Source organism: Maritalea myrionectae (assembly GCF_003433515.1).
Lineage (GTDB): Bacteria > Pseudomonadota > Alphaproteobacteria > Rhizobiales > Devosiaceae > Maritalea > Maritalea myrionectae.
In genome coordinates this window covers 1,324,075-1,344,880 of record NZ_CP021330.1, presented here as the reverse complement: position 1 = coordinate 1,344,880, position 20,806 = coordinate 1,324,075, and the positions used below count along the sequence as shown (strand labels likewise).

Genomic DNA, 20,806 nt, shown 5'->3' with positions numbered 1-20,806 from the left:
CAAAAGGGGTGAAGATCACCATGCATGGGCCACCCATTAAGGTCAGCCCATCCACAACATCGCACCGTCTCAACCTGTCTCACTTTCGCGACAGATTGGGTCGCAAATCGCCGTCCACACCGCCAGAGCGGATTTACCCCCCTATTGCAGCGCAATCTCTTCTGCTAATCTTTTAGCTGGGAGGACTTTGATAATGGCTACCACGCGTTCGCATGCGGATTATGTCCGTTCAATTGTCGAAAAAGATCGCAGTGCGACTCAGTCTAGTTTGGCCGCATCTTGGCGACGTTCCATGCTGCATTATGGCCTAACGCCAGAGCAGAAATTGCGCGCCGAACAAGTATCCAGCACCGAGCTGGGCGAAGCGCTTGGCCAACTCGATTTTCTGATGCATGTGGCCCGCCCCACCCTCGAAAAACTATTCCAAACCGTCAGCCAATCCGGCTGCTGCGTCGTGCTATCCGATATGGATGGGGTTATTCTCAACGCCCATTCGCAAGCGGGCGACGATATGATGTTCAACCAATGGGGCCTCACCAAAGGCGCTATTTGGAGCGAAGCCAACCAAGGCACAAACGGCATCGGCACCTGCGCGGCAGAGCAACGCCCAGTGGTCATCCACCGCGACCAGCATTTCAAAAGTCAAAACACCATGATGAGCTGCATGGGCGCGCCAGTCTTTGATAATGAAGGCAAAATGATTGCTGTGCTCGACATTTCCAGCTGTCGCAACGACATGACCAGCGGCATCGCCCATGTGTTCGGCAAAGTGGTGGCCGACACCGCCCAGCGCATCGAGCAAGACTATTTCCGCGCCACCTATAACGATGCACGGGTCATCATTGCCCCCACCGAGGACCTGAACGCCACCGCTTTGTTCGCTGTCGATCAAGACGATCTCGTCATCGGTGCCAACCGCCATGCCCGCCGCGCCTTCGGCGTCGATCAGGCCATGCTGGCCGACCCAACGCCCATCAGTGATATTGTGCAAACAGGCGAGGCCCGCACCAATTTGCAAAGCGCCGAAAAATCAGAATTCCGCCGCGCCCTCGCCCGCACCAAAGGCAACGTCTCCCTCGCCGCCAAAGACCTAGGCATCAGCCGCGCCACCATGTACCGACGTATGCAGAAGCTGGGGCTAACTAGTAATTAGGCGTTATCCAGATGTCGGCTTCGAGCCCAACCTACTGGATGCAGCACTTTCCTCTAATGTCCGGTGTCCGGAAAGGTCAAAAGTTTGAGACCTTGCCCCTAGTTCGCTACTGTGATCACATTCGCGCGGTATGTAGTATGGGGGGAGCTGATGACCTATGGCGATTTCGGTGAACTAGAAATTCCTGACGACCTTTTTGAATGCGCGATTTTCCTTAGAAACAACATTATTGGCCTGACGACCAATGGTGGTTCGGAACCTGAGTACAAAATGGCCAGAAGAAGGCTAATGGAAGACCCGGCAATCAAACGGCTTTTGCCGGACTTTGTGCGTTTCTCAAATGATGCCGCTTCGGTGCAGTCGGCATTATCAAGCGTTGCAAGCGGCTCAGGGTCCTGGGCCAAACGGCGAGGCCACGTTACCGAGTCTTTCAAAAAACTATTGACTTTCCTAGAATCCGGTGGCGGTGCGGCAGACACCACGATCACAGATGGTCTTGATGTCTATGATGCCCCTGCTGTCCAAGCTTTTTGGGCGAAGGCTTTGGACAGACGAGCCACTGACCCGGAAGGTGCCGTTACCGCCGCAAGTACGCTACTCGAAGAGGTCTGCAAACACATCATCGAAGACAACGGCGGAAAGTGGGAGGCAAAGTGGAATATTCGGAAACTTTACAGTGAAGCTGCAAAGGTCTTGAAGCTCGCACCATCGCAGCATCAGGAGGAAGTGTTTAAAACGATATTGGGAAACTGCCAGAGCGTCGTTCAGAGTATTGGTTCTCTGCGCAACAAGGGTGGCGATGCCCATGCTGGGGGGCGCTCGCGAATTTCATTCAAGCCGCGTCATGCCGCTTTGACGGTTAACCTAGCTGGGTCCATGGCCTTATTTCTGATCGAAACTTGGCAAGCTAGAATTGAAGAGTAACGGATCACGACTCGTTGGCCGTAGCACAATCCTGAAGCGGCCACTCGCGCAACCGCAGGAAAATGGCGCTTCGTCCGCATAGCTGCCATTGCCATTCGTCTCACGTCTGCGCCACAAACCGTTTATCCACAGCGCCGGGTCTCAATTCTGAGACAGTTTGAGACCTCAAAATAACTTCAACTTTTTAAAGATCAAATATTCGATCCCGAACACAAACAAAATAAACCCACAAACCGCGGCAAAACCGAAAGGGTTGTCCATAAGTGGCACGCCACCAACATTCATGCCCAACAGTCCGGTCAAAAAACCGACGGGCAGAAAGAACGCCGCTACAATGGTCAGGACCAGCATTTGCTTGTTCATAAATTCGGCGCGTTCATCCAAGATCTGATCATGAATGATTTGCGCCCGATCGCGGATTGAATCTAACTCTTCACACACACGGGTTACCCGCTCCACCGCTTCCCGCAAATGACTAAGCGTCAATTTGGAAATCCAGCTAAAGCCTTCCAATTCAAATGTCGTCAACGCATCACGCTGAGGAAACATATACCGGCGCAATATGATTGAAGAGCGCCTGATTTCGGCCAGATGGCGGCGCACAACCGGCATTTCTGCATCCGCTAGATTTTCTTCCACTCCATCAACTTGCTCATTAAGCTCAGCCACGACCGGCTCCACCCGATCAGCCAACCGCAGCGCAAAAACAGCCACCAAATCTCCCGAAGTTTTCGGTGCCCGCCCGCTGGTGATCATATCCACCACATCGTCAATTGCTTTAAGGCGCCGAATGCCACAACTGATCACGCGGTTTTGCTCAACCCAAATGCGGATGGAAATCATGTCTTCAGGTTCCGCACCCTCGTTCAAATTTACACCCCGCAAAATCAGAATGGCACCCTTCTCACTGGGCGTGCACCGCGGCCGCGTCTCTTCTGCTGAAAGCGCATTCACAACAAGCGGGTCCAGATCTTGCTCATTCAAGACAGACCGAAGCTGGTCGATATTGCCCTGCACATGGACCCATTTGAAGCCCTGCGCCGATGATGCCTTATCTGCCGCGGAGGTGGCATTTACATCAAGTTTCTTCGATGTGCCATCTTTGAATATGTCATACGCAAATGCGAAATTTTGATCAGTTTTCATGGCGCAAGAATAACAACTAATGCGTCTTTTGAAATGACATTCTTATCCGCAAGCGCAAATTTCAGTTCGTGGCAGGCCACAAATCTTGCACGCATCCATCACGCAAAGTCCAAGTTTTAATTGCGCACACCAATGCTGTGTTTTATCTATTTCGGTGACTCAAACTCTCCGCTTTCCGTCAGGTCTCACCATGTCCAATCTCACCATTCGCCCCGCCACCCGCGACGACATCGCAACCATTCTCGCCCTGTCCATCGGCGGCAACGCGCCGGGGCGGGTGAATATTGATGATGCGGACGAGGCCGATAATGATACCTATCAGCGCGCTTTTGATTTGATCGAGCAAGACCCGAACAACATGTTCTTCATCGCCGAACTGGATGGTGAGAAAATCGGCTGCATGCAGATCAATTTGCTGCAAGGTTTGGCGGGGCGCGGTCGCCTGCGGGCGCAATTAGAAGGCGTGCATATTCGCGCGGACCATCGTGGCCAAGGTTTGGGCGGCGAAATGATCGAGTGGGCCATTGCCTTCGCCAAATCCAAAGGCGCGGGCATGGTGCAGCTGACCTCCTCAAAAAATCGTCCCGAAGCCCACCGCTTTTATGAACGTTTGGGCTTTGACCGCTCCCATGAAGGCTTTAAATTGTCGCTCTGAAACGGATATTCTCCAAAGGCCTGCTGTTATGAAACTCTTGATCTCACATGCATCCCCCTACGCCCGCAAATGCCGCGTCACCGCGCTTGAAAAAGGTATTCAAGGCATAGAAGAGCTGCATGTCAGCCCGTTGGACGAGCCCGAAAAGCTAAATCATCTCAATCCGCTGGGCAAAATTCCTTGCCTCATCTATGGCGAAAACAAAACCCTGTTCGATAGCCCGGTGATCTGCGCCTATTTTGATGAAATCGGCGAAGGCCCGCGCCTGATGCCGAAGGACGGCAATGCCCATTGGGCCATGCGGCGACATGAAGCACTGTTCGATGGGCTTTTGGATAGCGCATTGAATATTGTCATCGACTTGCGAAAGCCCGAAGAGCAGCACTCCGAGCAATGGCAGCAACGTTGGGGCTGCGCCATTGATCGTGCACTCTCGCAAGCCCAAAACGAGCTGGACAAGATCGAAGGCGATCTGTCGACAGCGCAAATCGCGCTGGCCTGCGCCATCGGCTATTTGCATTTCCGTTTGGGCAAGCATGATTGGCTTGCGCCCTATCCCTATTTGAATGAATGGTATGAAGCGTTTGCGCAGCGCCCATCCATGCAGGCGACACAACCGAAATAATGACTCGCAATCAGGCCACACTCATTGGCGCAACATCCATCTTGAACTGGTCGTTTCTGGCGCTCTTTACAGCCGCCAGCGGGCGTGTGCCGCCCTTCCAACTGTGCGCCATGGCTTTTGCGATTGGCGCCTTGGTTGGTGCCACCAGATGGGTCAAAAACCCAAACGCCATAATGCAGATGAAACAACCTGTCTTGGTATGGCTGCTTGGCATTGGTGGCCTGTTCGGCTACCATTTCTTCTATTTCACGTCCTTGCGCAACGCCCCGCCGGTGGATGCTGGCCTGATCAATTATTTATGGCCTTTGCTGATCGTCCTGTTTTCGGCGCTGTTGCCAGACGAAAGGCTTAAACCGCATCACGTCTTGGGGGCATTGTTGGGTCTCGGCGGCGCAGTGCTTATCGTCACCAAAGGCCGCGGCATCGAGGTCGACCCGCGATATGCCTTTGGCTACGCCATTGGCATATGTGGCGCGCTCACATGGTCAAGCTATTCTGTGTTGTCACGACGGGTTGCACACGTGCCTACAAATGCCGTCACTGGATTTTGCGCGGCCACGGCGGTCCTATCATTCTTTTGCCATTTGATTTGGGAGCAAACGGTGTGGCCTGCCGATTTTGGGCAATGGCTGGCCGTGCTCGGTCTTGGCTTGGGCCCCTTGGGCATTGCCTTTTACACATGGGACTTGGGCATGAAAAAAGGCGATATCCAATTGCTCGGCGCGGGCGCATATCTTGCCCCGCTCCTATCAACGCTCATCCTGATCGGCTTTGGCATGGGCGAATTTTCTTGGGCCATTGGCGCCGCATGTGTGCTCATCACCGTGGGCGCGTTAATCGCGTCCAAGGATATGATCCGACGCAAAAAGCCATTGCCGCAACCACCTAACGTGCAATCGCCCCCAACTTAGCCGCCAACTCATCCCCCATGGTGCGCCCCAAATAGGTGCTGTTGGCGAGGGCAATAACCGCTTTGCCAGCATCTGGATAAAGGCGGATCATGGCCACATGGCCCATGCCCCCACCCCCGTGAATCGCGACTTTGCCCTGGTCTGTGTCTTTCAGATAAAAGCTCAAACCAAATTCAACACCTTCGCTGTCGGGCACAGGGCTAGACGCTGCCGCCACAATCGGCTGCACCATCCGATCCACATTCTGTGCCTTGATCAACCGCTGGCCATCATGCACCCCGCCGTTCAACAACAGGCGCAAAAACTTTTCCAAATCTTCGATTGGTCCAATCAGGCCTGTCGCCCCCTTTTGGTCGCTATAGACGTGATTGAAACTCATCATGCCGGCCTCATGCGATCGAATGGCACGACCCATATCCACAAATTGCCCCGCCAACAGGCTCATAAAATCGCGCGGATGGGTGCCGATGGCTTCATCTTCCGCCATCAGGTCTGAATAGACAAAGCCGGTCCGGTCCATGCCCAACGGCTCCAATATCGCTTCGGTCACATATTGCTCGTAAGGCGCGCCAGAGGCTTTTTCGATCACTGCGGCCAGTACCAAATATCCCATATTGGAATAATGCCCCTCCGCCCCCGGCGCCGCCAACATGCCATTATGATCTGGCAGTTTCTCGGCTAAAAACTCTGTTTGATTAGGATGCGGATCGCCATCAAAATGAACCCAGCCCAAAATAGCGGGACCAACATCTTTTAGGCCCGACGAATGGGACAGGAGCTGCTTGATGGTGATGCTTTGGGAAGCGGCTTTATCTTCCAGCTCGAAAAATGGCACATATTGTTGCACCCGATCATCAAGTGAAAGCTTGCCCTGCTCTTCCAGTTCCACAATGGCGACCATGGTAAAAAGCTTGGTCAGCGACCACCACTGAAACACCGATTGTCGTTTGATCTCGCGGCCACTCGCCACATCGGCCACGCCAAATTCGGCGGCATATTGAATGCCCTCACGATCAATCACCGAGACAGCAATGCCCGGCGGCGCATTTTGCTCAACCGCTTGTTGCAGCTTTTCGCCGATCTCCTCGTAGGATGTTGCCCGTTCCGGCAAATCCAATTGCGGCGGCATAACGGGATAGCGCAACACAAACGCGCCAATGGCCAAAATCAGAATCACAACGATTGATATTGCAATATGCTGCCAGCGCATTTTATGTCCCGCCTCTGGTTGGTCTGTTTCCAAGGAAATGGGCGCGAATTTCGTTTTATCAAGGATTGAAGCTATGAAATGCCCTCAACGCCACACTTACGCACGCACAGAGACGCCCCAAACGCCAATTACGAATACGCGGCAACACCCGTCATCCCACGACGAAAAACCTCCGAAAATGGCGCATATTCAAAAGAATCCTAAAACTAATGCGACAAAACAAAAATTTTCTCCGCCTTTGGGGTTTCCCTTTTGCATTTTTGCGCCTAAAACGCCCGCTTAGCCACATATTTATGAATCGCAACCCAGCACATTGGTTCCTTGCATGCCAACGTGTTGAATGATGCCGAGTGATGCTATGCCAAAACGTGAAGATATCTCCTCCATTCTAATTGTCGGTGCCGGACCCATTATTATTGGTCAGGCCTGCGAATTTGACTATTCAGGCACCCAAGCCTGTAAAGCCCTGAAGGCGGAGGGATACCGAATAATTTTGGTCAACTCCAACCCGGCCACCATCATGACCGACCCGGACATGGCGGACGCGACCTATATGGAGCCCATCACCCCGGAAGTGGTGGCCAAGATCATTGAAAAAGAACGCCCTGATGCGATTCTCCCCACCATGGGCGGCCAAACCGCTTTGAACTGCGCTTTGTCACTGCGCAAAATGGGCGTGTTGGAAAAATATAATGTGGAAATGATCGGCGCGACAGCCGAAGCGATTGATAAAGCGGAAGACCGTGAATTGTTCCGCGCCGCGATGGACAAGATCAATCTTGAAACCGCTAAATCCATGTTGGCCCACAACATCACCGAAGCGATGGAAGCACTCGAATTTGTTGGCTTGCCAGCCATCATTCGCCCGTCCTTCACCATGGGCGGCACTGGCGGTGGCGTGGCCTACAACCGCGAGGAATATCTCTCGATCGTAGAAGCAGGCATTGATGCATCCCCGACCAACGAAGTGTTGGTGGAAGAAAGCATCATTGGTTGGAAAGAATATGAGATGGAAGTTGTCCGCGATAAAAAGGACAATTGCATCATCATCTGCTCCATCGAAAACATCGATCCAATGGGCGTGCACACGGGCGACAGCATCACCGTAGCCCCGGCGCTTACCTTGACCGATAAAGAATATCAGATCATGCGCGACGCTTCTTTGGCGGTACTGCGCGAAATCGGTGTGGAAACAGGCGGCTCAAACGTGCAGTTCGCCGTGAACCCTGCCGATGGCCGTTTGATCGTGATTGAAATGAACCCCCGCGTGTCGCGTTCATCCGCGCTGGCTTCGAAAGCCACCGGCTTCCCAATCGCCAAAGTTGCTGCGCGCTTGGCTGTGGGCTACACCTTGGACGAGCTTGAAAACGACATCACCGGCGGCGCAACCCCGGCCAGCTTCGAACCAAGCATCGACTATGTGGTCACCAAAATTCCACGCTTTGCTTTCGAGAAATTCCCGGGCTCTGATCCTCGACTGACCACAGCCATGAAGTCTGTGGGCGAAGCAATGGCCATCGGCCGGACCTTCCAGGAGAGCTTCCAAAAAGCCTTGCGCTCTTTGGAAACAGGCTTGTCTGGCTTTAACGAAATCGACATTAAGGGCCTTGGCGCTGGCGACGACAAAAATGCCGTGCGCGCGGCACTTGGCACACCAACACCGGACCGGATTTTGGTGGTGGCACAAGCCATGCGGCTTGGTTTTGACGATGAGTTTATCTTCCGCGCCTGCGCCATCGATCCATGGGTCTTGGAGCAAATCCGCGGCATTGTCGAAATGGAAGCCAAAGTGCTTGAGCATGGCCTGCCCGACAACGCCCAGCAAATGCGCAAGCTGAAAAGCATGGGCTTTTCTGATGCGCGCTTGGCGGATTTATCCGGCAAAAAGCCACGCGAAATCAAGGTCATCCGTGATGAGCTTGACGTGCATCCGGTTTACAAACGCATCGATACCTGCGCGGCAGAGTTCGCCTCACCGACAGCCTATATGTACTCCACATATGAAGTGCCATTCGCGGGCGAATTGGTCAACGAAGCCCATCCGAGTGATCGCAAGAAAATCGTCATTTTGGGCGGCGGTCCAAACCGGATTGGCCAAGGCATCGAGTTTGACTATTGCTGCTGTCACGCCTCTTTTGCTTGCGCGGAAGCGGGCTATGAAACCATCATGGTCAACTGCAACCCCGAAACAGTGTCCACCGACTATGACACATCAGATCGCCTCTATTTCGAGCCGCTCACCAAAGAAGATGTGCTGGAAATTCTGCGCACTGAGCAATCCAAAGGCACTTTGGCTGGCGTGATCGTTCAGTTCGGTGGTCAAACACCGCTTGGCCTTGCCAACGACATTAAGCGCGCAGGCTTCCCAATCCTCGGCACTCAGCCTGAAATGATTGATTTGGCCGAAGATCGGGACCAGTTCAAAAAGCTATTGAACGACCTCGACTTGACCCAGCCGTCAAACGGCATTGCCCACTCGCTGGAGCAAGCGCGGATCGTGGCGGAAAACATTTCTTATCCGCTGGTTATCCGCCCATCCAACGTGTTGGGTGGCCGCGCCATGGTCATTGCGCACAATTCGGATGAGTTCGAAGATTATGTGCAAGGCACCCTCACGGAGTTGGTGCCCCCGCATATTCGCCAAAAATACCCCAACGACAAAACTGGCCAGATCAACTCTGTGCTGGCCGAAGGCCCGTTGCTGTTCGATAGCTATTTGGGCGGCGCCATCGAGATTGATGTGGATGCCCTGTGCGATGGCAAAGACGTGTTTGTTGCGGGCATCATGGAGCACATTGAAGAAGCTGGCGTCCACTCTGGTGACAGTGCGTGTACTCTGCCGCCACGCTCCCTCGATGAAAAAACTATTGCCGAAATCAAACGCCAGACCACAGATCTCGCACTTGCGCTTGGTGTGGGCGGTTTGATGAATGTGCAATACGCCCTCAAAGATGGCCAGCTCTATGTCCTCGAAGTAAACCCACGCGCTTCGCGTACGGTGCCATTCGTTGCCAAAGTGATTGGCTATCCGGTCGCCGCAATCGCGTCGCGGATCATGGCGGGCGAAAGCCTGGCCAGCTTTAATCTGAAAGAGCGTAAGCTGAAGCACATTGCCGTAAAAGAAGCAGTCTTCCCGTTCGCGCGGTTCCCCGGCGTCGATACAGTTTTGGGGCCAGAAATGCGCTCCACAGGCGAAGTGATTGGCTTGGATAATGATTACGCCATCGCCTTCGCGAAAAGCCAGTTGGGCGGCGGCACCAAGGTGCCAAAGTCCGGCACAGTGTTCGTGTCCGTGCGTGATCAGGATAAAGCGGCAATCCTTGCGTCTATCCAAAAGCTGCAGGAAACCGGCTTTAAGGTGATCGCCACCAGCGGCACCCGGCGCTTCCTGTCTGAAAACGGCATTGAGTGCGAAAAGGTCAATAAAGTGCTTGAAGGTCGACCACACATTGTCGACGCCATGAAAAACGGTGAAGTGCAGTTGGTGATCAACACCACTGAAGGGGCACAAGCCTTGCGCGACAGCCGCGATTTGCGGCGCACCGCATTGCTGAACAAAATCCCTTACTACACCACAATCGCCGGCGCGATTGCGGCTGTTGAAGGCATTGTTGCCTACTCAACCGACAATGTGAAGGTAACATCGGTTCAAGACTATTTTGCCGCATAAAGCAAAAAAAGTGGGCAGCCCGACCAATAGGCTGCCCACATTGCATGCACAAGACCAACGGCGTGAGATCTTAAAGGGCGCCTATCAAGTCAGTGCAAACCATGCCCAAATATAAAGAGGCATGGGTGCAAATCCCCAAAGCAAAAGCCAGGGGGCCATCAGGAGAAATCGGTGAAAAGGAGAATGCATCATCCGATCACTCCTAATATGTAGAGCAATGTCACCACCACGAGCACAGATTTCCAAAACCAAAAACCCGTCTTAGCGGCCAGAATAAACTGCCGCCCCACCGGATCTCGGCTCAGCGCGATCTGCGGCTCGTTAAAGTGTTTCCGTTCAGAAAACACGACGATGACAAAAATGCTCATCATTAAAACGGTCAATCCCATGAAGGCGTAAACAACATACATCATGACGATATTCCCAATTCTTCGTTTGGATCGTAAAACATGCCCATCATAAGGCTGCGCGCAATATTGCGGGCGCGGTCCTGAAAGAAAGCCTTCGCCTCTGGCGTGGGGGCAACCTCATCCAAATTTTCGTCAAAAAGCTGCAACCAACGGGCAAAATGCGTTTTAGTCACATTTTTCAGCTTTAAGTGCGCAGGCATGGGGCGGCCTTCATATTCCCCTGTTTTCAGGGCAATCGCGCGCCAAAACTGCTTCATCTTGACCAAGTGCGGCTCCCATTGATCCTGAATCACCGCATCAAAGATGGGCCCCAACTCCTCGTCATTGCGCACCTTGGTGTAAAAGCCATCGACCATCTGAGACACAAATTCCGCGTCGATTCCATAGGACTTGGCCTGGCGTCGATAATTCTCTCGATGGACCTGCGCAAAACTCATTTGAAACACTTTCCAAAACATGTATATTAAATGCATCTTTACAAAAACAGGCCGAGAACGCAACCTCAAATTTGGCCAATTCGAATGAGTGAGACAATTTGTGCATCTAACGTCGCAAACAGATTATAGCCTTCGCCTTCTGATGCTCTTGGGCATGGTGGCCCCCAACAAGATGACCATTTCTCAGGTTGCCAACATATTGAAGCTCAAGAGAAACCATCTCACAAAGATTGTGCATCACCTCGCCAAGCACGACATTTTGCACACTTCACGCGGCAAATCCGGCGGCATCAGCTTAAGTGAAGTCGCACCAGACAAAACAATCACCGAGCTCATTCGCATTTCTGAGCCCAATTTTGCTCTCGTGGAATGCCTCGATAGAAAAAAATGTGCATGCGAATTTGCCGGATATTGTGAATTGACTGCCCTGTTTACTTCGGCCCGCACCGCTTTCTTTGATGTGCTGAGCGATAAAACTTTGGGCGATATTATCAGAAGCAAAAAACAATCATCACCGTTACTTAATAAACGAATTGTTGCTGAAAGCATGTGAATTTTATTCGCATTTCCATTCTGTTTTGACTTGAAAATGTCACAAATAAATCTTACCCTTAAAAAATCGACTATTGGCCGAACGACCTGGCCGGAGCTACCTCCGCGAACGAAACCGTTTCTACCAACATCGATTACAGCCTCAGTGCAATCGATGCATTGGGGAAACTGGCACTAAATTCGCGAAAGGAATACATTATGCCTCAAGGTACAGTTAAATGGTTCAACACCCAAAAGGGTTATGGCTTTATTCAACCAGATGATGGCGGCAACGACGTGTTTGTACACATCTCTGCTGTTCAAAAAGCTGGCATGGCTCAGTTGGACGAAGGTCAAAAATTGTCATACGAGATTCTGCAAGACCAACGTTCTGGCAAATCATCTGCTGGCGAGCTGGTTGCAGCTGACTAAATTTGGCGTTTTGCCAGATTTATGCCACCATTGACAGATTATGGTGGTCACACCACATTTAATCGCGACTTGTCATTCGGCCAGTCGCGGTTTTAAATTTAACAAGTATTGCGGCTCCACAATGCGGGGCCGATTTTTCGTTTAGCGACCGTTTGCAACAGACCAATTTGGTCGGGCTTGCCCGGCCAGAACAAGATTTGTGTAAGCGCAACTAAAAGGATGTGAGCTTTATGGACAAAATCCCTATGACCGTTTCCGGTCACCAGGCCTTGCGCGAAGAACTGAACAATCGCTTGTCAGTTGAACGCCCGCGCATCATCCAAGATATTTCTGAAGCGCGCGCCCATGGCGACCTATCAGAAAACGCCGAGTATCATGCGGCAAAGGAACAACAAAGCCTCAATGAAGGCCGCATTCAGGAGCTTGAGAGCATCCTGACGCTTGCGGATGTCATTGATGTGTCAAGATTGAGCGGCGACACCGTTAAGTTTGGCGCTACTGTTTTGCTGATTGACGAAGATACAGAATTGGAAAAAACCTACCAGATCGTTGGCGACCCTGAAGCCGACGCCAGCGCAGGCCGAATTTCCATTTCGTCCCCCATTTCACGTGCATTGATTGGCAAAGAAGTTGGCGACAGCGTTGAAGTCACGGCCCCCGGCGGTGCTCATTCATACGAAATCTTGGAAATTAAATATATCTAATGCCATCGGCATTGTGAGACAAATTGCCCCGGCTTTCACGAAAGCCGGGGTTTTCTTTTCTCTTTTTGTGCACGCCGCATCGCCGCTGCTTGCAACCGGGCGTGGCGATACCTAAACTATACACAACATCAATGCTTAAAAAGAAGGTTGCGCTTATGCACGCTCCTGTCATGATTATTGGCTCCGGCCCCGCAGGCTATTCTGCCGCAATTTACGCCGCACGCGCCATGCTTGAACCTGTTGTCATTCAGGGCATCCAGCCCGGTGGCCAGCTCACCATCACCACGGAAGTGGAAAACTATCCCGGTTTCGCTGAAATGATCCAAGGCCCTTGGCTGATGGAGCAAATGAAAGCACAAGCCGAAGCGATGGGCACCAAAAACATCACCGATACCATTATCAATGTGGATTTGGACAAACGCCCCTTCACCCTCACCGGCGATAGCGGCACCATCTACACTTGCGACAGCTTGATCATCGCCACTGGCGCACAAGCCAAATGGCTGGGCATCCCGTCAGAACAAGCCTTCCAAGGCTTTGGCGTCTCTGCTTGCGCCACATGTGATGGCTTTTTCTATCGCGATAAGCATGTGATTGTGGTTGGCGGCGGCAACACGGCAGTTGAAGAAGCCTTGTTCCTCACCAATTTTGCCTCAAAGGTCACCGTCATTCACCGCCGTGACTCGTTCCGCGCCGAAAAGATTTTGCAGCAACGCCTGTTCAAAAATGAAAAGATCGAAGTGCTGTGGGACAGTGAGTTGGAAGAAGTTCTCGGCACTGAGGGCATTCCGCGCACAGTGACGGGCGCGAAGGTCAAAAACCGCAACACAGGTGAAGTGACCGAAATGGACGTGGACGGCGTGTTTATTGCCATTGGCCACGCCCCAGCCACCAGCTTGTTTGAAGGCAAGTTGGAAATGAAGCATGGCGGCTATCTGGTCACCGCACCAGACAGCACCGCCACCAACATCCCCGGCGTTTACGCGGCAGGCGACGTGACCGACGATATCTACCGTCAGGCCGTCACCGCTGCCGGTATGGGCTGCATGGCCGCTTTGGAGGCTGAGAAATTCTTGGCCGAGCAAGAAGTCGCCGAGGCTGCTGAATAATGGCCATTGATTGGGACCGCCTGCGGGTTTTTCATGTCGTCGCCGAAGCCGGCAGCTTCACCCATGCGGGGGAGCGTTTGGGCATGAGCCAGTCGGCGGTTTCCCGTCAAATCTCCTCTTTGGAGGATAGCCTTGGCCTCAAACTGTTCATCCGCCACGCCCGCGGGCTGGTGATGACAGAGGTGGGCGAGCAATTGTTCCGCACCGCCCACCGCATGGCTTGGGAATTGCAGTCTGTAGAAGCGCAAATGACCGAAAGCCAAGACATGCCGTCCGGGCCACTTTTGGTCACCACGACAGTTGGTTTTGGCTCCACATGGCTCACCTCGCGCATTGATGAGTTTTTGGATCGTTATCCAACCATCCAAATGGAAATCAAACTCAATGATTCTGAGCTCGACCTCGCTATGCGTGAGGCGGATGTCGCCATTCGGTTGCACCGCCCCAACCAATCAGAGCTGATTCAGCGCAAGCTGTTCACTGTGCATTTCCACCTCTATGCCTCAACCTCCTATTTGGAGAAATTTGGCATTCCGAAATGCGTCGAGGATTTAGACAATCACCGCATCATCACTTTTGGGAATCCCAGTCCCGAATATTTGGGTGACGTGAATTATTTGGAGCGATTGGGCCGCCCAGAGAACAATCCGCGCCAGCCCATTCTGCGCGTCAACGCGATTTATGGCATGATGCAAGCCGCACGCGAAGGCATTGGCATCGCCATGTTGCCCGACTATATTACCGAGGGCGAACCAAGCCTTGTGCAAGTGCTTGATGACGTGGAAACCCCTGAATTTGAAACATATTTTGTTTATCCACCTGCGCTAAAAGCCTCTAAGCGTGTCGGCGTTTTCCGCGACTTTTTGGTCTCCAAAGCCCGCGACTGGTCCTTCTAAATCAGCCGAAATTTTACATATGCATATGGCGCATGGCTGATATGCGCAATTAACATTTGCCAAATGTTAATTCCATCTTCATAACCCGCCTCAAGAAAAGCGAAACACAAAGTTGTTCCTCCTCCCTCAACTTTTTCGCTATTCCCTCCTTGTAAGAGGTTTCCTCTTGAATTCTTTAGCCCCATCTTCGGATGGGGCTTTTTTTTGGCCAAAATCGACACCAATCAGCAAACCTAATTTGCAGCCATGCATTTTGCGCATACCCCATATGCACCAAACCCCATTGGCAAACCCAACCCTATGGGCCATATAAGGGACATAACGTGATGACAACGTCCTCCTCCTCCCAGTTGTCAGATCGTTTTCGGCAGACACCGTCCCTCCTCCCTCGATGTCTGCCCAACCTATTTAAAAGGACCTCGCCACCTCCTCCCGGCGAGGTCTTTTTTTTGCCCCAACGCATAGCTCCATTTTCTAAGATCCGCTCTTGCCCGACGCACGCGCTCAGCGCATATTATGCCGACTTAGCGAGATGGAGTTGTTATGGCCTGGTCTGAAATTTTAACGTTCACCTTTGTGGCCGCGTTGCTCGTCGCCTCACCAGGACCAAATGGCGTCCTTATTGCCAAAACAGTGCCTACTTCAGGTAAAGCCGCAGGCTTTGCCAACGTTTTAGGCTTCATCACCGCATTTTACTTGCATGGTGCCTTGGCCGTTTTGGGCATCTCCATCATATTGGTTCAATCTGCGGCGGCCTTCACCTTCGTCAAATATCTGGGGGCAGCCTATTTGTGCTGGATTGGCGTCAAAGCCCTCTACACTGCTGCCAAGGGTGTCTCTGCACCGGCAAAAGTGACCCCGGCAAAGCGTAAAAGAACATTGCGCAATGCCTATTTTGAAGGGCTGCTGACCAATGCGCTCAACCCTAAAGTGTCGATGTTTTACCTTGCGGCGTTTCCGCAATTTATCACCGTCGGTGAAACAAGCGCGGCCAGTTCATTCTTGTTGATCTTTATTCATTCCACCATGAATGCAATCTGGTTTGGCGCGATGGTCTTGTTGTTCGCGCGGCTAAGCCGCTTTGCGCGCCAGAGCAGCTTCCAACGCTGGCTTAAAGGCCTCACGGGTGTGGTCTTTGTTGGTTTCGGCATCAAACTCGCCAGTTTTCGCCCCAATATCTGATCAAATTCAACGCCTTAGACAGTCAAAACGCGACCCATGCAAAAAGCGCACGGCTCCCATGCGCATTTGCCCCTTGTAAAATCAACGCCGATACCTCATATCCCCCTTCATAAGAGTTGAGCGCGTTTCTCCTCCCTAGCGCAACGCTCTTTTTGAAGATGGCAAGCAACGTCCCTCCTCCCTCGATGTTTGCCAAAAACTATTCAAGGCCTCGTCTTTATGACGGGGCCTTTTTTTTTGCGCTTTGAACTTACCTATGCAAAAAGCGCATCCCCCATATGCAATTTGAACGCTTGTAAATCTGACCGGGCGGACGCATATAAGGGACATAAGAGTTGAGAACGCATCCTCCTCCCAGCGAACTCAACTCTCAAAAGAACAGCAAACACGTCCCTCCTCCCTCGTTGTTTGCTGTACCAATTAAGGCTTCGCTTTGTGCGGGGCCTTTTTTGGTTTTGGGGCCAATAAAAAAGGGCCTGCACAATGTGCAAGCCCTTCCCGTTCTCAAGTCGGATTATCTAGCGATATAGCGCGTCGCCCAAATCATCCATGCCTTCATAAAGACCTGCCACCTGCTCCGCATAGCCATTGAACAGCTGGGTGGGCACGCGGTCGCCGGTATGCAACACACGCTCTGTGGCCTGGCTCCAGCGCGGATGCGGCACTTCAGGGTTCACATTGGCCCAAAAGCCATATTCACGCGCCTGCAATTGTTCCCAAAAGCTAACGGGGCGCTCATCGGTGAAAGTGAACCTGACGATTGATTTGATGGACTTAAAGCCATATTTCCATGGCAGCGCCAAGCGCAACGGTGCCCCCATCTGGTTGGCCACCACCTTGCCATAAGCGCCCACAACCAAGAAGGACAGATCGTTTTGGGCTTCGGCCATGGTCACCCCTTCCACATAGGGCCATGGATACCAGGGCTGGGTTTTGATTCCCCGCGCCACATCAGGATCATTAAATGTTTCCATGCGCACAAATTTCGCACCCGATGTTGGGGCAGCCATCTCCACAAGCTTGCGCAGTGGAAATCCAATCCATGGCACCGTCATCGACCATGCCTCCACACAACGGTGGCGGTAAAGACGCTCTTCCAGCGTCATTTTCGCCATCAGGTCATCAACATCCATTTTGATCGGTTTTTCCACCATCCCATCAATGGTGATTTCCCACGGCCGCGGATCCAGTGCTTGCGCGGCGCTGGCGATTTCTTTGTGCGAACCGAACTCATAAAAATTGTTATAATTGAGGTTCACATCTTCAGGCGTAAGGCCACGATCCAGTTCAAACGATTCATTCCGATCCGCCTCAAGCGCCGCGCGCCCCTCTTGGGCAAAGGCTTTCGAAATATTCAATCCACTGCTGGCAGCAATAGCGCCAGCGGCCAATCCGCCAGCCATAATTTGGCGACGGTTGAGAAAGACGGTTTCAGGCGTCGCCTCCGCTTCACTCAGTTGCCAGCTTGGCGATTTACGAATATGCATGAAGTGATCTCCCATTTGTGCTTATGCCAGTTAAAACGGGTTTGCACTCACGGGCAAATGATCAAAGATAAATTCCTCGTGAGGAAGATCATGCTCGACAACGGGATTGTTTTTTGATCAAAAGGTCAAATAAATTGTCGACCAGTAGGTAAGGTTGGATATGAGCATCATCAATTTTGGGTCAATCAATATCGACTATGTCCACCGCGTGCCCCATTTTCCCCAGCCGGGCGAAACATTGGCCGCAACATCATTTGAGAAGGGATTGGGCGGCAAAGGCGCCAACCAATCGATCGCCATTGCGCGCGCCAATGGCGATATCAAGCATTTCGGCCAAATCGGCGCAGATGATGGCTGGGTCCTCGACATTTTAAAAAATGCAGGTGTCGACACAGGCAAAGTTGCCGTCACGGACACGCCCACCGGCCATGCCATCATCTATGTTGATGATAGCGGCGAGAACAATATTGTCCTCAATGGCGGCGCCAACCAAACCTTCACCAATGACGCGATTGAAGCCGCACTGGCCGATGCCACTGCGAGCGATTGGCTGCTGTTTCAAAACGAAACCAACAATATCGACCACGCCCTCAATGTCGCTCAAAAAAACGGCATGAAGATCGCCTATGCCGCGGCCCCCTTTGACGCACAACGCGCCGCCAGCATCATCCCGCATGTGGATTTGATCGCGGTCAACGAAATTGAAGCCCAGCAATTGGCGCAAGCCTCCGGCAAGCCCATTGATCAACTCGAATGCGATTATGTGCTGGTCACCAAGGGCGAAAAAGGCGCAGAGCTGCGCACGCCCTCGGGCACATTCACCAGCACCAGCTTTAAGGTGGACGCCATCGACACCACAGGCGCAGGCGACACCTTTTTGGGCTATTTCCTCGCAGAGTTCGATAAGGGCACCGATCCAGAGCGCGCCCTCAAAATTGCCAGCGCCGCCAGCGCCATCCAGGTCACCCGCCTGGGTGCGGCCAGCGCCATCCCCACATATGACGAAGTTCAAACCTTTTTGGAGACCAATTCATGAGCCAACATAAAATCATTTTGGACACAGATCCGGGCATCGATGATGCCATGGCCATCCATCATATATATGCCGACTCGCGCCTTGAATTGTTGGGCATGACGACGGTTTTCGGCAATGTGCCGGTCACCACAGCCACCCGCAATGCGCTGCATCTGGCCGAGATGGTCGGCGCGGACACGCCTGTTGCCGAAGGTGCACCAGTTCCTTTGGTGCAAACACCCAACCCGCACGCCGATTTCGTGCATGGCGTTGAAGGCTTTGGCGATTATCCCCGCACAAATCCATCGCGCAAAAAAGACCCACGCAGCGCCGCCCAGTTCTTGTGCGAAATGACCGCTGAGCAGCCCGGCGAAATCACCATTTGTGCCGTTGGCCCATTGACCAATTTGGCCCTTGCGCTTGAGCATGATCCCGCGATCGCCAAAAACGTGAAAAACGTTGTGATCATGGGCGGCGCGGTCGATGCCCCCGGCAACGTCACCGAATTTGCAGAAGCCAATGTGTGGAACGATCCGCACGCCGCGCAAAAAGTGTTCGATGCGGAATGGGATGTCACCTTGGTCGGCTTGGACGTAACCCAGCAAATCGTTTGCACATTGGACGACTTTGCCAAAGTCAGCGAAAGCTCGCCAGAAATCGGCGAATTTTTGAGCCAGATTTCAACCTATTACATCAATTTCTACGTGAATAATGTCGGCCTGCAAGGCTGCGCCCTGCACGACCCAGCCGCCATCATCGCGCTGACAGACCCTGAATTGTTCAACACCAAACATGTTGCGTTGAACACGGTGCCTGACGGCAATGAAGTGGGCAACACGGTGGAAGTGAATGACGGTGTTCGCCGCGTTCATGTGTGCACCTCAGCGGACAGCGACGCCGTACGCAAAGTCTTCCTCGACACTCTCGCGAATGCCGATGCCCGCAAGGCGGCACGTCAATAGGCCAAAGGCACAGCACACATAAAGTTTAGCCCCGGATCAAGTCCGGGGCGACCTTGCGGTTGGTCCCGCCATTAATGTCGCGATTAATCCGCGCACGGCTAATTCAGCCCTGCGCAATAGGCTTCAATCCGATCACAAGCCCGCTCAAGCTCGGGCAAAGACAAGGCATAGGACACCCGAAAATAGGGTGACAAGCCATAAGCGCCGCCATGCACGCTGGCCACATTTTGCTCCGCCAACAAGCCCATCACAAAATCCTCGTCATTCTCGATGACTTTGCCATCCGCGCGCGCTTTGCCGATAAAGCTTGCGCAGGATGGATAGACATAAAACGCCCCATCAGGCGTCAAACAGTTCATGCCCTCAATTTTGTTCAAGCGATCCACCACAAAGTCGCGGCGGCTGCTGAACGCGTCACGCCACTTATCCAAAAAGCTCTGATCGCCCTCCAGCGCTTCCACGCTCGCCCATTGCGCAATTGAACATGGGTTCGAGGTGGATTGTCCCTGTAGCTTGTTCATCGCAGCCATCAGCCAGCTGGGGCCGGTGCAATAGCCAATCCGCCATCCGGTCATCCCATAGGCTTTCGATACGCCATTCATGGTCACGATGCGGTCCTGCAAATCGGGCGCCACTTCTGCCAGGGTCGCAAATTTCGCGTCGCCATAAACAAGATGCTCATAAATATCGTCCATCAGCACCATCACATGCGGATAATTGCGCAAAACCTCGGCCAATGCCTTCAGTTCATCTGCGCTATAAACCGCCCCGGTGGGGTTTGAAGGGCTATTGAGCAGCAACCACACCGTTTTGTCAGTGATGGCGTCGTCCAATTGTGCAGGCGTAATTTTAAACCCCTGAGCCGCATCCGCCGCCAGAATAATTGGCGTCGCCCCGGTCAACCGCACCATTTCAGGATAGGACACCCAGTAAGGCGCGGGGATAATCGCCTCATCCCCTTCATCCAAGGTCGCCATCATCGCATTATAGATAATCTGCTTGCCGCCTGTGGCGACAAAGCAATTGGCGGGGTCAGTTTTAATTCCATTATCCCGCGCAAATTTGCGGGCAATCGCCGCTTTCAACTCCGGAATGCCGCTCGCAGCCGTATAGCGCGTTTTGCCCTCATCCATCGCCCGCTTGGCCGCATTGCGAATGGGTTCCGGCGTATCAAAATCGGGTTCCCCCGCGCTCAGGGCAATCACGTCGTCACCCGCCGCTTTCTTTTCCAATGCCAATTGAGAGATCGCCATAGAGGCAGAGGGCTTGATGCGACGCAGAGCAGCGGAGACTTTTTCCATTTTTGATGGCCTTTTAAGGAATTGATTCATTTAAGTGACGCCAGCA

The 20,806-nt window shown here is 52.8% G+C and carries 21 protein-coding genes; 14 read left to right on the top strand and 7 right to left on the bottom strand.

Annotated elements, in window-relative coordinates; translation table 11 throughout:
• Nucleotides 1-193 precede the first annotated feature (193 nt).
• On the top strand, nucleotides 194-1,153 hold the full coding sequence (locus MXMO3_RS06590) for a GAF domain-containing protein (protein ID WP_117395349.1): 960 nt from the start codon (nucleotides 194-196) through the stop codon (nucleotides 1,151-1,153).
• Nucleotides 1,154-1,303: 150 nt separating this feature from the next.
• Nucleotides 1,304-2,077, top strand: a complete 774-nt coding sequence (locus MXMO3_RS06585; protein WP_117395348.1) for an abortive infection family protein — start codon at nucleotides 1,304-1,306, stop codon at nucleotides 2,075-2,077.
• A gap of 165 nt (nucleotides 2,078-2,242) precedes the next feature.
• Here MXMO3_RS06585 and MXMO3_RS06580 read toward each other — a convergent pair whose 3' ends face one another.
• Complete coding sequence (locus MXMO3_RS06580; protein ID WP_117395347.1) at nucleotides 2,243-3,223, bottom strand: zinc transporter ZntB; 981 nt, start codon at nucleotides 3,221-3,223, stop codon at nucleotides 2,243-2,245.
• A 190-nt stretch (nucleotides 3,224-3,413) separates the two neighbouring features.
• Here MXMO3_RS06580 and MXMO3_RS06575 point away from each other — a divergent pair, with 190 nt between their 5' ends.
• From MXMO3_RS06575 to yddG, 3 genes are read left to right on the top strand one after another with little or no spacing between them, the layout of a single operon-like run.
• The gene (locus tag MXMO3_RS06575; protein ID WP_117395346.1) at nucleotides 3,414-3,878 is read left to right on the top strand and encodes a GNAT family N-acetyltransferase; all 465 of its coding nucleotides are present in this window, start codon (nucleotides 3,414-3,416) and stop codon (nucleotides 3,876-3,878) included.
• 28 nt (nucleotides 3,879-3,906) lie between these two features.
• The gene (locus MXMO3_RS06570) at nucleotides 3,907-4,503 is read left to right on the top strand and encodes a glutathione S-transferase N-terminal domain-containing protein (RefSeq protein ID WP_027834533.1); all 597 of its coding nucleotides are present in this window, start codon (nucleotides 3,907-3,909) and stop codon (nucleotides 4,501-4,503) included.
• Entirely contained in the window at nucleotides 4,503-5,414 is a 912-nt protein-coding gene (gene yddG, locus MXMO3_RS06565; RefSeq protein WP_117395344.1) for an aromatic amino acid exporter YddG, read from the top strand. Before MXMO3_RS06570 ends, yddG begins: the two co-directional genes overlap by 1 nt.
• On the opposite strand, the gene MXMO3_RS06560 is transcribed toward yddG, so the two are convergent.
• Nucleotides 5,389-6,624, bottom strand: a complete 1,236-nt coding sequence (locus MXMO3_RS06560; protein ID WP_117395343.1) for a serine hydrolase domain-containing protein — start codon at nucleotides 6,622-6,624, stop codon at nucleotides 5,389-5,391. The genes yddG and MXMO3_RS06560 overlap by 26 nt on opposite strands.
• Before the next feature lie 358 nt (nucleotides 6,625-6,982).
• On the opposite strand from MXMO3_RS06560, the gene carB reads away from it, so the two are divergent.
• Complete coding sequence (gene carB, locus MXMO3_RS06555) at nucleotides 6,983-10,294, top strand: carbamoyl-phosphate synthase large subunit (RefSeq protein WP_027834535.1); 3,312 nt, start codon at nucleotides 6,983-6,985, stop codon at nucleotides 10,292-10,294.
• A gap of 188 nt (nucleotides 10,295-10,482) precedes the next feature.
• On the opposite strand, the gene MXMO3_RS06550 is transcribed toward carB, so the two are convergent.
• Both MXMO3_RS06550 and MXMO3_RS06545 read right to left on the bottom strand, forming a co-directional pair.
• Nucleotides 10,483-10,707 (bottom strand): hypothetical protein, encoded by a 225-nt coding sequence (locus tag MXMO3_RS06550; protein WP_117395342.1) that lies wholly within the window; start codon nucleotides 10,705-10,707, stop codon nucleotides 10,483-10,485.
• On the bottom strand, nucleotides 10,704-11,141 hold the full coding sequence (locus tag MXMO3_RS06545) for a group III truncated hemoglobin (protein ID WP_117396735.1): 438 nt from the start codon (nucleotides 11,139-11,141) through the stop codon (nucleotides 10,704-10,706). Before MXMO3_RS06545 ends, MXMO3_RS06550 begins: the two co-directional genes overlap by 4 nt.
• 88 nt (nucleotides 11,142-11,229) lie before the next feature.
• On the opposite strand from MXMO3_RS06545, the gene MXMO3_RS06540 reads away from it, so the two are divergent.
• From MXMO3_RS06540 to MXMO3_RS06520, 5 genes are all read left to right on the top strand, one after another.
• Complete coding sequence (locus MXMO3_RS06540; RefSeq protein ID WP_342773376.1) at nucleotides 11,230-11,694, top strand: RrF2 family transcriptional regulator; 465 nt, start codon at nucleotides 11,230-11,232, stop codon at nucleotides 11,692-11,694.
• Nucleotides 11,695-11,891: 197 nt separating this feature from the next.
• Nucleotides 11,892-12,104, top strand: coding sequence for a cold-shock protein (locus MXMO3_RS06535; protein ID WP_027834539.1), 213 nt, complete (start codon nucleotides 11,892-11,894; stop codon nucleotides 12,102-12,104).
• A 230-nt stretch (nucleotides 12,105-12,334) separates the two neighbouring features.
• Complete coding sequence (gene greA / locus MXMO3_RS06530; RefSeq protein WP_117395340.1) at nucleotides 12,335-12,808, top strand: transcription elongation factor GreA; 474 nt, start codon at nucleotides 12,335-12,337, stop codon at nucleotides 12,806-12,808.
• 155 nt (nucleotides 12,809-12,963) lie between these two features.
• Nucleotides 12,964-13,917 carry a thioredoxin-disulfide reductase gene (gene trxB / locus MXMO3_RS06525; protein WP_027834541.1) on the top strand — a complete coding sequence of 318 codons (954 nt, stop codon included), beginning with the start codon at nucleotides 12,964-12,966 and terminating at the stop codon, nucleotides 13,915-13,917.
• Entirely contained in the window at nucleotides 13,917-14,813 is an 897-nt protein-coding gene (locus MXMO3_RS06520; RefSeq protein ID WP_027834542.1) for a LysR family transcriptional regulator, read from the top strand. The genes trxB and MXMO3_RS06520 overlap by 1 nt, the downstream gene beginning before the upstream one ends.
• Here MXMO3_RS06520 and MXMO3_RS06515 read toward each other — a convergent pair.
• Entirely contained in the window at nucleotides 14,810-15,025 is a 216-nt protein-coding gene (locus MXMO3_RS06515; RefSeq protein WP_162889154.1) for a hypothetical protein, read from the bottom strand. The two genes, MXMO3_RS06520 and MXMO3_RS06515, sit on opposite strands and share 4 nt — an antisense overlap.
• A gap of 331 nt (nucleotides 15,026-15,356) precedes the next feature.
• Here MXMO3_RS06515 and MXMO3_RS06510 point away from each other — a divergent pair, with 331 nt between their 5' ends.
• A complete protein-coding gene (locus MXMO3_RS06510; RefSeq protein WP_117395337.1) occupies nucleotides 15,357-15,995 on the top strand; it encodes a LysE family translocator in 639 nt (212 codons plus the stop codon).
• Nucleotides 15,996-16,513: 518 nt separating this feature from the next.
• Here the strand turns inward: MXMO3_RS06510 and msrP are convergent.
• Nucleotides 16,514-17,482 (bottom strand): protein-methionine-sulfoxide reductase catalytic subunit MsrP, encoded by a 969-nt coding sequence (gene msrP / locus MXMO3_RS06505; protein WP_117395336.1) that lies wholly within the window; start codon nucleotides 17,480-17,482, stop codon nucleotides 16,514-16,516.
• 160 nt (nucleotides 17,483-17,642) lie between these two features.
• Here msrP and MXMO3_RS06500 point away from each other — a divergent pair, with 160 nt between their 5' ends.
• Nucleotides 17,643-18,518 carry a ribokinase gene (locus MXMO3_RS06500; RefSeq protein WP_117395335.1) on the top strand — a complete coding sequence of 292 codons (876 nt, stop codon included), beginning with the start codon at nucleotides 17,643-17,645 and terminating at the stop codon, nucleotides 18,516-18,518.
• Nucleotides 18,515-19,459 (top strand): nucleoside hydrolase, encoded by a 945-nt coding sequence (locus MXMO3_RS06495; protein WP_027834547.1) that lies wholly within the window; start codon nucleotides 18,515-18,517, stop codon nucleotides 19,457-19,459. The genes MXMO3_RS06500 and MXMO3_RS06495 overlap by 4 nt, the downstream gene beginning before the upstream one ends.
• A 98-nt stretch (nucleotides 19,460-19,557) precedes the next feature.
• On the opposite strand, the gene MXMO3_RS06490 is transcribed toward MXMO3_RS06495, so the two are convergent.
• Nucleotides 19,558-20,760: a pyridoxal phosphate-dependent aminotransferase gene (locus tag MXMO3_RS06490; RefSeq protein WP_117395334.1), complete on the bottom strand. Its 1,203-nt coding sequence runs from the start codon at nucleotides 20,758-20,760 to the stop codon at nucleotides 19,558-19,560.
• Nucleotides 20,761-20,806: the final 46 nt, after the last annotated feature.

Bases quoted from the DNA above. Each gene is read 5' to 3' on its own strand.
- MXMO3_RS06590 (WP_117395349.1), top strand. From the start codon at position 194: ATGGCTACCACGCGTTCGCATGCGGATTATGTCCGTTCAATTGTCGAA.
- MXMO3_RS06585 (WP_117395348.1), top strand. From the start codon at position 1,304: ATGACCTATGGCGATTTCGGTGAACTAGAAATTCCTGACGACCTTTTT.
- MXMO3_RS06580 (WP_117395347.1), bottom strand. From the start codon at position 3,223: ATGAAAACTGATCAAAATTTCGCATTTGCGTATGACATATTCAAAGAT.
- MXMO3_RS06575 (WP_117395346.1), top strand. From the start codon at position 3,414: ATGTCCAATCTCACCATTCGCCCCGCCACCCGCGACGACATCGCAACC.
- MXMO3_RS06570 (WP_027834533.1), top strand. From the start codon at position 3,907: ATGAAACTCTTGATCTCACATGCATCCCCCTACGCCCGCAAATGCCGC.
- yddG (WP_117395344.1), top strand. From the start codon at position 4,503: ATGACTCGCAATCAGGCCACACTCATTGGCGCAACATCCATCTTGAAC.
- MXMO3_RS06560 (WP_117395343.1), bottom strand. From the start codon at position 6,624: ATGCGCTGGCAGCATATTGCAATATCAATCGTTGTGATTCTGATTTTG.
- carB (WP_027834535.1), top strand. From the start codon at position 6,983: ATGCCAAAACGTGAAGATATCTCCTCCATTCTAATTGTCGGTGCCGGA.
- MXMO3_RS06550 (WP_117395342.1), bottom strand. From the start codon at position 10,707: ATGATGTATGTTGTTTACGCCTTCATGGGATTGACCGTTTTAATGATG.
- MXMO3_RS06545 (WP_117396735.1), bottom strand. From the start codon at position 11,141: ATGAGTTTTGCGCAGGTCCATCGAGAGAATTATCGACGCCAGGCCAAG.
- MXMO3_RS06535 (WP_027834539.1), top strand. From the start codon at position 11,892: ATGCCTCAAGGTACAGTTAAATGGTTCAACACCCAAAAGGGTTATGGC.
- greA (WP_117395340.1), top strand. From the start codon at position 12,335: ATGGACAAAATCCCTATGACCGTTTCCGGTCACCAGGCCTTGCGCGAA.
- trxB (WP_027834541.1), top strand. From the start codon at position 12,964: ATGCACGCTCCTGTCATGATTATTGGCTCCGGCCCCGCAGGCTATTCT.
- MXMO3_RS06520 (WP_027834542.1), top strand. From the start codon at position 13,917: ATGGCCATTGATTGGGACCGCCTGCGGGTTTTTCATGTCGTCGCCGAA.
- MXMO3_RS06510 (WP_117395337.1), top strand. From the start codon at position 15,357: ATGGCCTGGTCTGAAATTTTAACGTTCACCTTTGTGGCCGCGTTGCTC.
- msrP (WP_117395336.1), bottom strand. From the start codon at position 17,482: ATGCATATTCGTAAATCGCCAAGCTGGCAACTGAGTGAAGCGGAGGCG.
- MXMO3_RS06500 (WP_117395335.1), top strand. From the start codon at position 17,643: ATGAGCATCATCAATTTTGGGTCAATCAATATCGACTATGTCCACCGC.
- MXMO3_RS06495 (WP_027834547.1), top strand. From the start codon at position 18,515: ATGAGCCAACATAAAATCATTTTGGACACAGATCCGGGCATCGATGAT.
- MXMO3_RS06490 (WP_117395334.1), bottom strand. From the start codon at position 20,760: ATGGAAAAAGTCTCCGCTGCTCTGCGTCGCATCAAGCCCTCTGCCTCT.